The sequence below is a fragment of the Sphingobium sp. LB126 genome, assembly GCF_002795205.1.
GTDB classification, from domain to species: Bacteria; Pseudomonadota; Alphaproteobacteria; order Sphingomonadales; family Sphingomonadaceae; genus Sphingobium; species Sphingobium chungbukense.
On sequence record NZ_NETV01000001.1, the window covers coordinates 2,664,630 to 2,679,099 of the forward strand.

A 14,470-nucleotide genomic window follows, 5' to 3' on the forward strand; every position below is an offset into this window, starting at 1 on the left:
AGGACGGACTTCGAACGGGTGCGAAACAAAATCGGCGGTTCCGGCGTTGGTTTGGTCATGCATATGGCAGGAGGCTTTTTCATGAAGATCGCGAAATGGGCGGCCGGTCTGGCGGCGCTGACCTTGATGGTCGAACCTGCGGTGGCGGTGACATTGTCGAGCAAGGACAGGGCGCGGGTGGCGCGTGCCGCACCGGGCGACCGGGACGATGTGCGCTATTGCCTGCTCAAGCGGAAGAAGGATGCGCGCAAGGGAACGGTGATCGGCGCTGCCGGCGGTGCGGGCGCGGGAGTGATCGCGGGCGGAAGTGTCGGCGAGACGCTGCTGGCGGGAGCGGCGGGGGCCGTGGCGGGGAATCTGATCGGCAAGGGGCAGGCCGGTGGCGATGCCTGCGACCGCGTGTTGAAGCGCAATCCCTGAGGAGCGGTTCCTGCGCGCTTGGGCGTAGAGGCGGCGGCGGTACGGATTCCTGCCTGGGCAGGAATAGCATCATGGTGAGGGCTGCCCCCTCTCCCGCTTTCGTCAGGTCGCGTGTTGCCAGGTTTCACTATTCTCTCCCCTGAAGGGGCGAGGATTTTTTTGGGCGGGGTTTTTCCATGAAATTGTTCGGGACGAAGGCGGCGCGCCAGTCGGCGCGGCCGGTACTGGCGCGTGCCTGGGGTGCGGGTGGGGTGGCTTTGGGCGAGTGGCCCGCAAGCTATGAGGCGCAGGTGCGGGCCGGGGTGATGCAGAATCCGGTGGCGCAGCGGGCGTTGCGGCTGGTGTCGGAGGGGGCTGGCGGGACGGGCCTGGCCGTTGCGGGTGTGGAGGATGCCGCGCGGGTGATGCGGCTGGTGACGCATTGTTCGGCGGGGCAGGGCCTGGTCGAGACGCTGGCCAGCCATCTGCTGTTGCATGGCAATGCCTATGTGCAGGTGCTGGCCGGCGCGGACGGGTTGCCGGGGGAACTATATGCGCTGCGGCCGGAGCGGGTGAGCGTGGAGGCGGATGCGCGGGGGTGGCCCGCCGCCTATCTCTATCGCGTGGGGGAGAGCGTGACGCGGCTTTTGCCCGAAAATGGGCCGCCTGCGGGCGGCGTGCTTCATCTCAAGGCGTTGCATCCGCTGGACGACCATTATGGGCTGGGCTGTGTGGGAGCGGCCGCGGGGGCGGTGGCGATCCACAATGCGGCGACGGTCTGGAACAAGGCGCTGCTGGACAATGCGGCGCGGCCTTCGGGGGCGATGGTCTATGCGCCGGGGGATGGATCGGTCATGTCGCCGGAGCAGTTCGAGCGGGTGAAGCGGGAGATGGAGATCGCCTTTTCCGGCGCGGCCAATGCAGGGCGGCCGATGCTGCTGGAGGGCGGGCTCGACTGGAAGGCGATGAGCCTGACGCCCGCCGAGATGGATTTCGTGGGGTTGAAGGCGGCGGCGGCGCGGGAGGTCGCTTTGGCTTTCGGGGTGCCGCCGATGCTGATGGGGCTGCCGGGCGACAATAGCTACGCCAATTATCGCGAGGCCAATCGGGCGCTGTGGCGGCAGACGATATTGCCGTTGGTGGCGAAGATCTGCGGCGGGTTGGCGCAGGGGTTGCGGCCCTGGTGGCCGGAATTGCGGCTGAGCGCGGATCTGGATGCGGTGCCCGCGCTGTTCGAGGAGCGGAGCGCGCTTTGGGAGCGGGTGGCGGCGGTGGATTTCCTGTCGGCGGAGGAGAAGCGGGCGATGCTGGGGATCGGGTGAGGCGGCAGGCGCGGAGGCGAGCGATGAAATATGATGGGGAGATGCTGGCGCGGCTGGTGGCGCAGGCCGAGGCGCAGCCGGTGGGCATGGACATGGTCATGATCCGGGCGCTGATCGAGGAGGCGAGCGAACTGGGCGCGGGGCGGGCGCTGGAGCGGCTGGGGCTGGCCGATGGCGGAGCGCGGGATGACGTGCGGGAATTGCGCGAGTTGCTGGGCGCTTGGCGGGACGCGAAGAAGGCGGCGCGAGGGGCCGTTGTTGCGTGGGTCGTGCGTGTGGTGATGGCGCTGATGCTGCTGGGGATGGCGGTGAAGCTGGGCTTGCTGGGGCTGGTGCATGAGTGACGTGCGCTTTGCCGGATATGCGGCGGTGTTCGACCGGGTGGATCGAGGCGGCGACGTGGTGCGGGCGGGGGCCTTTGCCGGAGTGGCGGCGGGGATGCCCCTGTTGTGGCAGCATCGGCCGGGGGAGGTGATCGGGACCGTCGAGAAGGTCGAGGAGGATGCACGGGGCCTGCGCGTGATCGGGCGGGTTTCGGGGCGGACGGCGGCCGGGCGGGAAGCTGGGCGCGCGCTTCGGGAGAAAGCGGTGGACGGTTTGTCCTTTGGCTATCGGGTGCGGGAGGCGCGTGGGGTTGCGCCGCGGGAGTTGCTGGGGCTGGAGGTGGTGGAGGTGAGTGTCGTCACCCATCCGATGCAGGATCTGGCTCGGGTGATTGCGGTGGAATAGGGGCGTCGCCCTCATCCAACTTCGCCTGGCCAGCAGAGCTGGCAAGGCTTCGTATCCTTCTCCCGCGGGGAGAAGGAATGGTTCGGGCGGTCCGGTGGGGCCGCCCTTTTTCGTGGGAGTGGTGGATGACGGATCAGTTGGAAGCGAGCTTTGATGCGGTGGTGCAGGGTGAGCGTATCGCGGGGCTGGAGAGCGAGGTCGCCGCGCTGAAGGGGGCTTTGTTGGTGCAGCAGAGGCCAGCGCTGGATGGCGTGAAGGGCGGGGCGGTCGATCCGCACAGGGCGGCTTTCGTCGATCGCTATGTGCGGCAGGGGCTTGAGGCGGGGGTGGAGCTCAAGAGCTTTTCGGGGGCTTCGGGCGCGGCGGGCGGCTATGCGGTGCCGCGGGAGATCGACCAGATCATCGATGCGACGCTGAAGGGCATTTCGCCCATTCGCTTGATCGCCAATGTCGTGCGGACGGGGACGGCGGGCTATCGCAAGCTGGTGACGTCGGGCGGCATCGTGTCCGGCTGGGCCAGCGAGACGGGGGCGCGGGCGGAGACGGGGACGCCTGTCTTCAACGAGATCGTGCCGCCTTCGGGTGAGCTTTACGCCAATCCGGCGGCGTCTCAGGCGATGCTGGACGATGCGCAGTTCGATGTCGAGGGCTGGCTGGCGGGCGAGATCGCCCGCGAGTTCGCGGCGGCGGAGGGCGCGGCCTTCGTCAACGGCAATGGGACGAACAAGCCCAAGGGCTTTCTGACCTATACCGCCACCAATGAGGCGGACAGCGTGCGGGCTTTCGGGTCGCTGCAATATGTGGCTTCGGGGGCTTCGGGCGCTTTTACGGCCTCGGGTCAGGACAAGCTGATCGATCTGGTGCAGAGCCTGCGGGCGCCCTATCGTCAGGGAGCCTGTTTCGTGATGAATTCGGCTACGCTGGCGGTCATTCGCAAGATGAAGACCAGCGATGGAGCCTTTATCTGGCAGCCTTCATTGGCGGCGGGGCAGCCGGCGACCTTGCTGGGTTATCCGGTGATCGAGGCTGAGGATATGCCGGATATCGCGGCGGGTTCGCTGTCGATCGCCTTTGGCAATTTCCAGACGGGCTATGTGATTTCGGAGCGGAGCGAGACGAGCATCCTGCGCGATCCGTTCAGCAACAAGCCCTTTGTCCACTTCTATGCAGTGAAGCGGATTGGTGGGGCCGTGGCGAATTCGGAGGCGATCAAGTTGATGAAGTTTGCGGCTTCCTAAAGGGTCGCCCTCATCCAACTTCGCCTAACCGGCAGAGCCGGTAAGGCTGCGTATCCTTCTCCCGCAGGGAGAAGGATTTTGGGGGCGTCCTTTGGGGCGTCCCCTTTTTCTTGGGGAGGGGCCATGTTGGCGGATCTCAAGGCCTGGTTGCGGATCGGGTCGGATGATGAGGATGGCGTGCTGGAGCGGCTGTTGGGGAGCGCTTCGGGGCTTTGCGAGCAGTTTATCGGGCAGTGGCTGGTGGTGCGGGAGGCTTCCGAAACCATCATGGCCGATGGGAGCTGGCAGCGGCTGACGGCGCGGCCGGTGGTGGCGATTTTGGGCGTGGAGGTCGGCGGCGTGGCTTTGGCGGCCGATGCCTATGCGGTCGATATCGATGCTGCGGGGGATGGCTGGGTGCGGGCGCGGCTGGTGGATGGGCCGGGCGTGGTGACGGTGCGTTATCGCGCGGGGCTGGCCGGGGATGTCGACGCGCTGCCCGAGGCGATCCGGCAGGGGATCGTGCGGCTGGCGGCGGAGCATTTCGTGGCGCGCGATGGCGAGGTGGCGACGCCGCCCGCCGTGGTGAGCGCGTTGTGGCGGCCCTGGCGGCGGATGCGGCTGGCGTGATGGATCGGCTAAGCGCGATGGCGGCGGAGCGGGTCGAGGCGCGGCGGCGGGGGATCGTCGCGGCGGCGGGCGCGCTGGGCGTTGAGGCGCGGGTCGAGGACGAGGTGGTGCGCTTGTCCGGGCGGGGATTGAAGCGGCGGTGGATGGGCGATCTGGCGCTGCGCGAAGCGGGCCGGAATTCGGGAGGAGCGCGGTGATGAGCGCGGAAGTGGCGGTACGCGGGGCGGTCGTTGCGGCTTTGCGCGGCGATGCGGATTTGATGGCCGGGTTGAACGGGGTGTTCGATGGAACGCCGGGACGGGCCAGCGCGCCTTATGGCGTGGTGGGCGATTGTGTTGCGCTGGATTGGGGCGCGAAGGATGTCGAGGGGCGCGAGTTGACCCTGACCGTCAGCCTGTTCGATGTGGGGGAAAGCCCTTCGCGGCTGGCGGGGTTGTTGGGGCGCGTCGATGCGGTCTTGCGGGCGGCTGGGTCAGCGGAGGGCTGGCGGGTTGTCGGTGCGCAGCTGGTCCGGTCGCGCCTGTCGCGGACAGGCACGCGGGATGGATGGCAGGCGCTGGTCGACTATCGATTGCGCGTGGTGCGCGGCTGACGATCAGGACTTCGAATAGTCCTCGAACTCGCCGATGATCTTGTCCCTATATTCGCTGATCTGGTCGTCCGCGTCGGACTGGGCATCCTTTTCCGACATGCCGGTCGACTTGTCGTCCGCGACGATGGCGGCGCGGAAGGCGGTTTCCTGTGTGCCGCACTGCGCCTTCAGAGAGGCCTGGAAATCACTGAGCGACATCTTCTTGTCGAGCGCGGGCTGAATCTGTTTTTCCAGGCACGCCGAATAGGTCTTGCGGCCGTTGCCGACGGCGTCGCCGCTCTGCGGGGCGGCGGCCAGCAACAGCATCAGGGGGGCGGTCACGAACATTTTGGGCCTCTCTCCATATCCCGAATCTTGCACGGTTTATCTTAGAGGAGAATGCTCCATGGGCGTGGAAAAAGGAAGCGCGTTTCTATTGAAAATAGGGGATGGCGGGGCTCCAGTGGCCTATGCGACGGTCGCCGGAATGCGCACGACGCAACTATCCGTCAATGGCGAGGCGGTGAACGTCACCAACAAGGATTCGGGCGGCTGGCGCGAACTGCTGTCGGGCGCGGGGGTGCGGTCGGTCAGCGTGTCGGCGGCGGGGATATTCACCGGGTCGGCGGCCGAGGTGCGGTTGCGCAACCATGCGCTGGCGGGGACCATCGGCGATTATGAGCTGAGCTTCGAAAGCGGCGAGAAGATGCGCGGGCGCTTTCTGGTGACGCGGCTCGATTATGCCGGGGATTATAATGGGGAGCGCAATTATGCGCTGAGCCTGGAAAGCTCGGGGCAGGTGGTGTCGCTGTGAGCGGGGCCAATGGGGCACCCAATGCCGCCAGGGGCGAGGCCGCGCTGGAGCTGGGAGGGGAGCGGCTGGTGCTGCGGCCCAGTTTCGCGGCTTTGGTGGCGGCTGAGGAGGAGTTGGGGCCGCTCTTCTCCCTGGTTGAGCGGGCGGCGGCGGGGAAGCTGTCGCTGGCCGAGATGGCGGGGCTGTTCTGGCATTGCCTGGCGGAGCCGCCCGCGGGGCTGACGCGGGAAGCCTTGGGCGAGGCGATCGTGGCGGCGGGGCTGGCGAAGCTGACGCCGGTTTTGCGGGGCATATTGGGCCAGATACTGGGGGGACGATGAGCTTTTTCAAAACGGCGGCGCGGCTGGCCGGGGTCGCGGGGTGGCTGCTCGGGTGGCGGCCGGATGAGTTCTGGCGGGCGACGCCCGCGGAACTGGAGAGCGTGTTGCGGGCGGCGCGGGGGGAAGAGGAGCCGGAGGCCGGGATGGATCGCGGGGAGTTGGAGAGGTTGAAGGCGGTGATGCCGGATGGCGACGCGCCTGGGGCACGCCCCCACCCCAACCCCTCCCCTGAAGGGGAGGGGCTTTTTTTTTTCTTTTTCGGATTCGAGGGCGGGATGGACGAGGAGATCGACAATCTGGTCGTGCGGGTGCGGGCGGATACGCAGGCTTTTGCCAAGGATGTCGACGCCATGCGCGGGGCGTTGGAAGGACCGCTGGCAAGCGGGGCCGAGCGCGCGGGGCGGCGGATCGAGCAGGGATTGTTGCGGGCCGTTCGGACCGGGCAGTTCGGCTTCGAGGAATTGAAGGCCATCGCCCTGCGGGTGTTGGATGACATTGCGGCCAGCGCCTTGCGGACCTGGATGGGCAGCGTCGGGGGCGACGGTCTGGTCGGGCTGGCCGCGTCCGTGCTGGGTTTGCCGGGGCGGGCGACCGGCGGGCCGGTGGCGCCGGGGCGGGCCTATGTCGTGGGGGAACGGGGGCCGGAGGTCTTTGTGCCGACCGCGAGCGGGCAGGTTGTGCCCCATGGCGCCGGCGGCGTGCGGGACGTGCGGGTCAGCATCGCGGTGCAGGGGCAGGGGGCGGATAGCGCGCGTTTGCTGGCGCGCAGCGCGCGGCAGGTCGCGCGGGCGGTCAGGGGGGCGATTGGCGGATGAGTGGCCGGAAACAGAAGCTTGCATATTGGCTGGCCGATGCCCGTCGGGGGCAGGAGGCGCGGTTCATGAAGCGGTTTGCGCCGACGCATTGGACGGTCAATTTTCCCAGGCCGATGATGGCGAATGTGGTGACGACCGCCGCGGATGCACCCTCTGGACCGGGATTGCGCGTGGATGCCGTTTTCTACGGGTCGGGCGATCTGGCGGGGCTGATCTGGGAGGCGGAGGACAGATGGAGCCATGCCCTGCTGGCCTATGAGACGGATCGGGATTTTCGGGACTGCGTGTTGCGCTTTCGCTGGCGGAGCGGGGGGCTGCGGCGGCTGGACGAGACGCATGGGCCGACGCTGACCATCGAGGGGCGGGATGCGGAAGGGCATGCACGGGCCTGGTATGTGCGCTTGTGGAATTATGCGAGTGGTGGGGCGGAAGATGCTGTCATTACGCTGGATTTTTCCGATCTGAAGAGCGGATTCCTGTCGAGCGAGGGGGAGGCGGTCTGGGCCGGGGATGTCGATCGGATGTTCATCTCGCTCGCCGCGCCGGCTTATGATGGCGGCAGCACGGCTTTTGCCGGCGGGGTTGAGGGGTGGTGTGAGCTTTCGGGGATAAGATGCGACGGCGCCGGGTCGGTGCTGCGGGTGGGGGATGTCGTGCTGCCCGAGCATGGGCTGTCGATGGCCACGGGCTACGACGATTGCTTCAACCAGACGCCGGAGCGGATCGTCGCTTCGATCCATGCGCTGGGGTATCGCGGGGACATCAATCATTATGTCGGGATGAGCCATTATTTTCGGCTCGAACCGCTGGGAGGCGGTTTTTACATCAGTCTGGCGGGCGGCGTGTTGAATGCGCCTTGCGCGGCCTGGCATGCGGATTTTGCGCGGCGGGCCAAGGCGCTGGGGCTGGGGGTGATCTGGTCGCTATCCTATGAATTGTTCGATGCGCATTGCTGGAACGATTGGAAGCAGCGGGCCGAGGATGGTTCGCCCGCGCTGACGGGGTGGTCGCCGCCTTCGACCTTGCTGTCGCCGGCGCATGACGGGGCGATGAGTTACCTGCGATTGGTGGCGGGTGCCTTTGTTTCCATTGGGTTGTCGGCTGGATTGGCTATCAAGTTTCAGGTCGGTGAACCCTGGTGGTGGGTGATGCCGGACGGGCGCATCTGCCTGTATGACGATGCGGCGCGAGCGGCCTTGGGTGGGGCTTTGGTTTCGGTGCCGGATGTTCGGGGGGTGTTGAGCGGGCCGGAAAAGGCTCTGCTGGACCGGGCGGGGGAGGTGCTGGCGGCTTCGACGGCTTCATTATGCGGTTGGGTCAAGGGTGGCGCCGGGGGCGGTGACTCATTTGCTCGCCTATCTGCCCACCGTGCTCGATCCGCTGGCGCCGGAAGCGAAGCGGGCGAACATGCCGCTTGGATGGGCTTTCCCCGCTTTCGATGTGTTGCAACTGGAGGATTATGACTGGGTGACGGAAGGGCGGGAGAGGCTCACCGCGCGAGGGGTCGAACTGGCGGTCGAGCGGCTGGGTTATCCCGTGGAGGAGCAGCATTATTTTTCGGGCTTCGTGCTGCGCGGCGAGGATGCCGTGCATTGGCGGGAGATTGCGGCGGCGGCGGAGGCGGCGGTGCGGCGGGGGACGGCGGCGACCTTTGTCTGGGCGCTGCCGCAGGTCGCGCGGGACGGCTTTACCTGCTTCCGACTGGATGGGGAGGATGATGTGCAGGCCTTTGATGATGTGGCTTTTCCTTTGGGCGTAGGGCGGGAGGCGAGCGTGGCGCCCGCCTTTTCGACGCAGATCGTGGAGAGCGTGTCCGGGCATGAGCGGCGGAGCAGCGACTGGGCGGATGCGCGGCTTTCCTTCGATGCGGGGCCGGGGGTGCGGTCGGAAGCGGACATGGCTGTGCTGATCGCCTTCTTCCGGGCGCGGCGGGGAGCGGCGCGGGGGTTCCGGTTCACCGATCCCTATGACGATCGCAGTTGCGGCATCGGCGGGGTGCCGGGGCCTTTGGACCAGCATCTGGGGCTTGGCGACGGGGTGCGGGCGGAATTTCCCCTGAGCCGTTTCTATGGTGTTGGCGAAGAGGCGCAGGTTCGGCGGATCACGCGGCCGGTCGCGGGGACGATCCGGGTCGCAGTCGATGGGATCGAGAGGGTGGACGGCTGGAGCCATGCGGGGCTGGGGGTGATCGCCTTCGATGTCGCGCCTGTGGAGGGCGCGATGCTGACGGCGGGCTTTCGTTTCGATGTTCCGGTTCGTTTCGCCGAGGATCGGCTGGACATCAACCGCGCGACCTTTGCGGCGGGCGAGGCGCCTTCGGTGCCGCTGGTGGAGATCAGGGAATGAGTCTGGAGGCTTTGGAGAAGCCGCTGGTGACGCTGGCCTTTTGCTGGCGGATCGAGCGGCGGGACGGGGTGACGATCGGGCTGACGAGCCATGATCGCGACCTGGTGATCGGGCATGTGCCCTATCGCGCGGCGCCGGGCATGACGCCATCCGCCGTGCGCAGCGGGATCGGCGTCGAGGGGAGCGATGCCGATGTGGAGGGCGCCCTGGTGTCCGACGCGATCAGCGAGGCCGACCTGGCGGCGGGGCGATGGGACGGGGCGGCGCTGGAGTTGCGATTGACCGAGTGGGACGCGCCCGGCGATTTGTGGCTGTTGCTGGCGCGCGGGGAGATCGGGGCGGTGGCGCGCAAGGCCGGAGCTTTCACGGCGGAGCTGGTTGGGGCGATGACGGCGTTGAAAGCGCCGGTCGCGCCGTCGACCTCGCCGGATTGCCGGGCGGCCTTGGGGGACCGGCAGTGCCGGGTCGATCTGGCCGGGCGGCGGCGGGTGGTGGCTGTTGGGGGCGTGGAGGATGCCGTGGTGGCCGTGCCGGGGCTGGCGGCGGGGGTTTATGCTTTCGGGACTTTGCGGTGGTTGACCGGGGCCAATGGCGGGATCGTGCAGGGGATCCTCGATAATGATGCGGATGGCGTGACCTTGGCCGATCCGCCGCCTTTCGCGGTGGGGGCGGGAATGCTGGCGCTGCTGACCGAGGGGTGCGACCGGCAATTGGCGACCTGTGCGGGGCGGTTTGGGAATGCCGTGAATTTTCGCGGTGAGCCTTATCTGCCGGGGACGGATTTGCTGACGCGCTATCCGGGCGCGGCTTGAGCGGGATCGTCGCGGCGGCGCGGGCGCTGGTGGGGGTGCGTTTCCGGCTGCATGGGCGGGTGCCGGAGCGGGGGCTGGATTGCGTCGGGCTGGCGGCGCTGGTGCTGGGGCGGGTGGCGCCGCAGGGCTATGGGCTGCGTTCCGGGGATGAGAGCCAAGCGGCGGACTGGTTGCGGGCGGCTGGATTGCGGCGGGTCGACGCGGCGCGTTGTGGCGATCTGGTGCTGGTGCGGCCGGGACCCTTGCAACTGCATCTGATGATCGTGGTGCCGGGGGGGCATGTCCATGCGCATGCGGGCGTCGGGCGTGTCGCGGAGATGCCGGGGGAGTCGCCCTGGCCGGTGCTGGGTTACTGGCGGGCGGAATAGGGGAAGATATGGCGACGATTGTTTTGACCGCTCTTGGCACGGCCATTGGCGGGCCGCTGGGGGCTGCCGTCGGCGGGCTGATCGGCAACAGCCTTGACCATGCGGTGCTGTTCAAGCCCAAGGGGCGCGAAGGACGGCGGCTGACCGACATGCAGGTGCAGACATCGACCTATGGGACGCAGGTGCCCCGGCTGTTCGGGACGCTGCGGGTGGCGGGGACGGTGATCTGGGCGACGGACCTCCAGGAGACGAAGCACAGGAGCGGCGGCGGCAAGGGACGGCCGAGCGTCACCAGCTACAGCTATTCGGCGAGCTTTGCGGTGGCGCTGTCGGCACGGGCGGTTCGGGCCGTGCGGCGGATATGGGCGGACGGCAATCTGCTGCGCGGGGCGGCGGGGGACTTCAAGACCGAACTGGGGGCTTTCCGCCTGCATCGGGGTGGTGAGGATCAGCCAGTCGATCCGTTGATCGCCGCGGCGGAGGGCGTGGGGCTGACACCGGCGCATCGGGGGATGGCCTATGCGGTGTTCGAGGATCTGGCGCTGGCTGACTATGGCAATCGCATTCCGTCGCTGACCTTCGAGGTCGAGGCGGATGAGGGGGCGGTGGCGATCGGGGAAATGGCGGCTGAGTTGAGCGGTGGCTTGCTGACGGGGGAGGGCTTGGCGGCGGTCGACGGACTGGCGGCGGGAGGTACGGATGTGGGGGATGCGCTGGCGCCGCTGACGGAGGCGTTCGATCTTGCCTTTGTGGGGGAAGAGGAGGGATTGCGTTGGGCGGCGTCTGCACAGGCCGGGGCGGAGATCGGGGTGGGCGCGCTTTGCCGGTCGGTCAATGGCAGGGTGCTGGACGGCGTGGAGCGATCGGGTGGCTCGGCCGATGCCGTGCCCGCGGCGTTGGCGGTTCGTTATCATGATGCGGCGCGGGATTATCAGGCGAGCGTGCAGCGGGTGGTGCGGCCGGGCCCGGGGCGGATGGAGCAGGGCCTGGAACTGGCGGCGGTTCTGTCGGGCGATGCCGCGCGCGAACTGGCGGCGTGGAAGATGGCGCGGCTGTGGACCCGGCGTTCGGCCATGACCCTGCGTTGCGATTGGGCGGCGCTGCGTCATGCGCCGGGCGATGTGGTGACGGTGGAAGGCGTGCCGGGCCTGTGGCGGATCGAGGAACGCGAGTGGGAGGCGATGGCGGTGCGGCTGAGCCTGCGGCGCGTGCCGGGGGCGGGCGGAGCGATCCCGGCGGGGGCATCTTCGGGAAGTCTCGTGCGGCAGGCGGACCAGCCGCATGGGGCGACGGTGCTGATGCTGGCGGACCTGCCGCCGATCGGCGAGGTGGCCGCTACGGCGCCGATCATCGCGGCGGCGGCAAGCGGCGGGGAAGGCTGGCGCAGTGCGGCGCTCTTCATCATGAGCGGGACGGGAGAAGCCATGCCCGCCGGGCGGACGGCGCCGCGGGCGGTGATGGGGCGGGTCGATACGCTGCTTCCTGAAGGAAGCGTCACGCTGGTCGATGCCGTCAACAGCATCGACGTGACGCTGCTGGCCGAAGACATGACATTGGGCGGGGCGGATGAGGCGGCGTTGGCGCAGGGGCGCAATCTGTGCCTGATCGGGCGGGAGGTGATCCAGTTTTCCGAAACCGTGCAGACCGGCGCGGCGAGCTTCCGGCTGCGGGGGCTGCGCCGTGGGCTGTTCGGCACGGAATGGGCGATGGATGGCCATGAAGTGGGCGAGGGCTTTCTGATGCTGGAGCAGGACCGGCTGGCCGAGCCCTTATCCGTGCAGGGGGGCGGGGCGGAGATGGGCGGGAGTGTCCGGATCGCCGCGGTCGGTGTCGGAGATGGGGAACCGGCGGAGGCGGCCCTGATCGTCAGCGGCGAGGCGGTGACGCCGCTGGCTCCGGTGCATTCCTGGTTCGAGGCCGATGGGACAGGAGGCTGGAAGATCGGCTGGACGCGGCGGAGCAGGAACGGGTGGCGTTGGATCAGCGGCGCCGATGTGCCGTTGGGCGAGGATCGGGAAAGCTATGAGTTGCGGATGCTCGTGGCGGGGGAAGTGGTGCGGCGGGTGGTCGTCGATCGGCCGGGCTGGGCCTATCCCGCGGCGATGTGGGATGCCGACCTGGGTGGCGCGGGGACGATGGCCCTGGAGATTCGGCAGATGGGTTCCCAGGCGATGGGACGCCCCGCGCGGATCATGCTGCCGGGCTGAACGGTTGGGCGTTGGAGCGGAAAAAGGACAATCGAATCATGGTGATGGACGCGACTTTTCGTTGGGCGCTGCCCAAGCTTTTCGCCGGGCAGGCCCAGAAGGAGCTTTTCCATAACGAGGCGCTGACCCGGATCGACATGCTGCTGCATGGTGCGGCGGCAAGCGCGGATGAGAATGCGCCGCCCGCGACGCCCGCGATCGGGGATTGCTGGATCGTGGCGGCGGGGGCTTCAGGCGATTGGGCCGGGCGGGAAGGTATGGTGGCATGCTGGACCGAAGGGGGATGGCGCTTTGTTACGCCGCGGGCCGGCCTTTCGCTCTGGGTGGTCGATCGGGGATATGCCATGCGGCATGAGGGGGCGGGCTGGGCCGATGCGCCGGTGCGGGAAGACGGGCTGTATGTGGCGGGTGATCGGATCGTGGGTGGACGGGGGCCGGGCATAGCCGATCCGTCGGGCGGCGCGACGGTCGATGGGGAAGCGCGATCCGCGATCGGCGCGATCCTGCATGCGCTGCGCACGCACGGCCTGATTTACGCATGACTTGCGGGGGGGAAATCTTTTACCTGAGGGGGTATTTGAATTAGCCTCTGGGGCCTCGGCAACGGGTGTAACTGCGTTATTTTTGCAACAGTTTTCCCAATTGTGGACTTGCCATGAAACTTTCTAGCCGATACAGGGTTTCAGCAGTCCTTCGTGACACTTTTGAAAGGGGAATTCAGATGCGGAAGCTTGCCCTCGCGGCTGTGCTTGCGACCAGCGCCCTGGCCACCCCGGCCCTGGCGCGTGACAATAGCTGGTATGTCGGCATCGACTCCGGCGTTGTTCTCGTCGAAGATCAGGACATCACCTTCACCCCCGGTAATGCCGGTGCCGCCAGCAACACGGTTGCCGGCGTGGACTACCACAAGGGCTGGGATGGCGACGCCAATATCGGTTACGACTTTGGCGGTTTCCGTCTGGAAGCCGAGGCGGCCTACAAGCGCGCCAAGGTCGACCTCGACAAGAGCGGCTTCGGTGGTTCGGCTTCGGCCCTGTCGTTCATGCTGAACGGCTTGCTCGACTTCGGTCCCGATGATGGCCTGCAGGGCTTCGTCGGCGGCGGTGTCGGCGTTTCGCGCGGCAAGCTGGCCAACGACCTGGTCAACGATTCCGACACCGGTTTCGCCTGGCAGGCGATCGCCGGCGTTCGCTATCCGCTGACCAACCATGTCGACGTCTCGTTGAAGTATCGCTTCTTCAACCAGGACAATATCAAGCTGATCCCGGCCTACACCACCATCGGTGGCCCCGCCGGTTCGTCGGTTGACACCAAGCTGCGCACCCACAGCCTGCTGCTGGGTCTGACCTACAACTTCGGTGGTGAACCGGCTGCTCCGCCGCCGCCCCCGCCGCCGCCGCCTCCCCCGCCGCCTCCGCCCCCGCCGCCTCCGCCGCCGGTGGCCGAGTGCAGCCCTGGGCCGTACATCGTCTTCTTCGAATGGGACAAGTCGGACATCACGCCTGATGCCGCCACCATTCTGGACAACGCGGTTTCGGCCTACAGCAACTGCGGCAGCGCCCAGGTCATGCTGGCGGGCTATGCGGACCGTTCGGGTTCGGCCTCGTACAACGTCGGTCTGTCGCAGCGTCGTGCTGACGCCGTTAAGGCCTATGTCGCTTCGAAGGGCATCCCTGACGGCGTGATCACGACCCAGGCGTTCGGTGAATCGAACCCCCGCGTCGAAACCGCCGACGGCGTTCGCGAACTGCAGAACCGTCGCGTGGAAATCACCTACGGTCCGGGTTCGGGTCAGTAAGATTTTCCATCCTTCGGGATGGAAGAGGATCGAGGGGCTGGTCGAGAGACCGGCCCCTTTTTCTGTGCAATGGTCGCCGCCGCGTCCTGGTGGAGGCCGTCCGATGTTGATGGGGGCTGCAT

The 14,470-nt window shown here is 67.5% G+C and carries 17 protein-coding genes and 2 pseudogenes; 18 read left to right on the forward strand and 1 reads right to left on the reverse strand.

All coding sequences use genetic code 11. The annotated features are described in order from the left end of the window. Window positions 1-81 precede the first annotated feature (81 nt). From CAF53_RS13055 to CAF53_RS13090, 8 genes are all read left to right on the forward strand, one after another. A complete protein-coding gene (locus tag CAF53_RS13055; RefSeq protein WP_100238809.1) occupies window positions 82-420 on the forward strand; it encodes a hypothetical protein in 339 nt (112 codons plus the stop codon). Window positions 421-596: 176 nt separating this feature from the next. After that, complete coding sequence (locus CAF53_RS13060) at window positions 597-1,721, forward strand: phage portal protein (protein WP_100238272.1); 1,125 nt, start codon at window positions 597-599, stop codon at window positions 1,719-1,721. A 23-nt stretch (window positions 1,722-1,744) separates the two neighbouring features. Beyond that, complete coding sequence (locus CAF53_RS13065; RefSeq protein ID WP_100238273.1) at window positions 1,745-2,065, forward strand: DUF6127 family protein; 321 nt, start codon at window positions 1,745-1,747, stop codon at window positions 2,063-2,065. Continuing rightward, a complete protein-coding gene (locus CAF53_RS13070; protein ID WP_100238274.1) occupies window positions 2,058-2,450 on the forward strand; it encodes an HK97 family phage prohead protease in 393 nt (130 codons plus the stop codon). The genes CAF53_RS13065 and CAF53_RS13070 overlap by 8 nt, the downstream gene beginning before the upstream one ends. Window positions 2,451-2,575: 125 nt before the next feature. Then, window positions 2,576-3,688 carry a phage major capsid protein gene (locus CAF53_RS13075; protein WP_100238275.1) on the forward strand — a complete coding sequence of 371 codons (1,113 nt, stop codon included), beginning with the start codon at window positions 2,576-2,578 and terminating at the stop codon, window positions 3,686-3,688. Window positions 3,689-3,811: 123 nt separating this feature from the next. After that, window positions 3,812-4,297 carry a phage head-tail connector protein gene (locus tag CAF53_RS13080; protein WP_100238276.1) on the forward strand — a complete coding sequence of 162 codons (486 nt, stop codon included), beginning with the start codon at window positions 3,812-3,814 and terminating at the stop codon, window positions 4,295-4,297. Further along, a complete protein-coding gene (locus CAF53_RS13085; RefSeq protein WP_242443439.1) occupies window positions 4,297-4,494 on the forward strand; it encodes a hypothetical protein in 198 nt (65 codons plus the stop codon). The genes CAF53_RS13080 and CAF53_RS13085 overlap by 1 nt, the downstream gene beginning before the upstream one ends. Further along, the gene (locus CAF53_RS13090; RefSeq protein ID WP_100238278.1) at window positions 4,494-4,889 is read left to right on the forward strand and encodes a DUF3168 domain-containing protein; all 396 of its coding nucleotides are present in this window, start codon (window positions 4,494-4,496) and stop codon (window positions 4,887-4,889) included. The genes CAF53_RS13085 and CAF53_RS13090 overlap by 1 nt, the downstream gene beginning before the upstream one ends. 3 nt (window positions 4,890-4,892) lie before the next feature. Here CAF53_RS13090 and CAF53_RS13095 read toward each other — a convergent pair whose 3' ends face one another. Continuing rightward, window positions 4,893-5,216: a hypothetical protein gene (locus tag CAF53_RS13095; protein WP_066555616.1), complete on the reverse strand. Its 324-nt coding sequence runs from the start codon at window positions 5,214-5,216 to the stop codon at window positions 4,893-4,895. A gap of 58 nt (window positions 5,217-5,274) precedes the next feature. Here CAF53_RS13095 and CAF53_RS13100 point away from each other — a divergent pair, with 58 nt between their 5' ends. The 10 genes and pseudogenes from CAF53_RS13100 (at window position 5,275) to CAF53_RS13145 (ending at window position 14,348) form a co-directional block, all read left to right on the forward strand. Continuing rightward, complete coding sequence (locus tag CAF53_RS13100) at window positions 5,275-5,682, forward strand: phage tail protein (protein ID WP_046764553.1); 408 nt, start codon at window positions 5,275-5,277, stop codon at window positions 5,680-5,682. Continuing rightward, entirely contained in the window at window positions 5,679-6,002 is a 324-nt protein-coding gene (locus CAF53_RS13105; RefSeq protein ID WP_046764552.1) for a gene transfer agent family protein, read from the forward strand. The genes CAF53_RS13100 and CAF53_RS13105 overlap by 4 nt, the downstream gene beginning before the upstream one ends. Then, a pseudogene (locus CAF53_RS13110) lies at window positions 5,999-6,190 on the forward strand (phage tail assembly chaperone); the annotation flags it as partial. The gene CAF53_RS13105 and the pseudogene CAF53_RS13110, both read left to right, overlap by 4 nt. A gap of 87 nt (window positions 6,191-6,277) precedes the next feature. After that, window positions 6,278-6,817 carry a tail tape measure protein gene (locus CAF53_RS13115; RefSeq protein ID WP_100238810.1) on the forward strand — a complete coding sequence of 180 codons (540 nt, stop codon included), beginning with the start codon at window positions 6,278-6,280 and terminating at the stop codon, window positions 6,815-6,817. Further along, a pseudogene (locus CAF53_RS13120) lies at window positions 6,814-9,163 on the forward strand (DUF2460 domain-containing protein). Before CAF53_RS13115 ends, CAF53_RS13120 begins: the two are co-directional and overlap by 4 nt. Continuing rightward, complete coding sequence (locus CAF53_RS13125; RefSeq protein ID WP_100238279.1) at window positions 9,160-9,975, forward strand: DUF2163 domain-containing protein; 816 nt, start codon at window positions 9,160-9,162, stop codon at window positions 9,973-9,975. The pseudogene CAF53_RS13120 and the gene CAF53_RS13125 overlap by 4 nt, the downstream one beginning before the upstream one ends. After that, entirely contained in the window at window positions 9,972-10,343 is a 372-nt protein-coding gene (locus CAF53_RS13130; RefSeq protein WP_197707411.1) for a C40 family peptidase, read from the forward strand. The genes CAF53_RS13125 and CAF53_RS13130 overlap by 4 nt, the downstream gene beginning before the upstream one ends. An 8-nt stretch (window positions 10,344-10,351) precedes the next feature. Continuing rightward, window positions 10,352-12,550 carry a phage tail protein gene (locus CAF53_RS13135; RefSeq protein WP_100238280.1) on the forward strand — a complete coding sequence of 733 codons (2,199 nt, stop codon included), beginning with the start codon at window positions 10,352-10,354 and terminating at the stop codon, window positions 12,548-12,550. A gap of 38 nt (window positions 12,551-12,588) precedes the next feature. After that, window positions 12,589-13,092 carry a DUF2793 domain-containing protein gene (locus CAF53_RS13140; RefSeq protein ID WP_100238281.1) on the forward strand — a complete coding sequence of 168 codons (504 nt, stop codon included), beginning with the start codon at window positions 12,589-12,591 and terminating at the stop codon, window positions 13,090-13,092. Between the two features lie 179 nt (window positions 13,093-13,271). Beyond that, window positions 13,272-14,348, forward strand: a complete 1,077-nt coding sequence (locus tag CAF53_RS13145; protein WP_046764544.1) for an OmpA family protein — start codon at window positions 13,272-13,274, stop codon at window positions 14,346-14,348. Window positions 14,349-14,470: the final 122 nt, after the last annotated feature.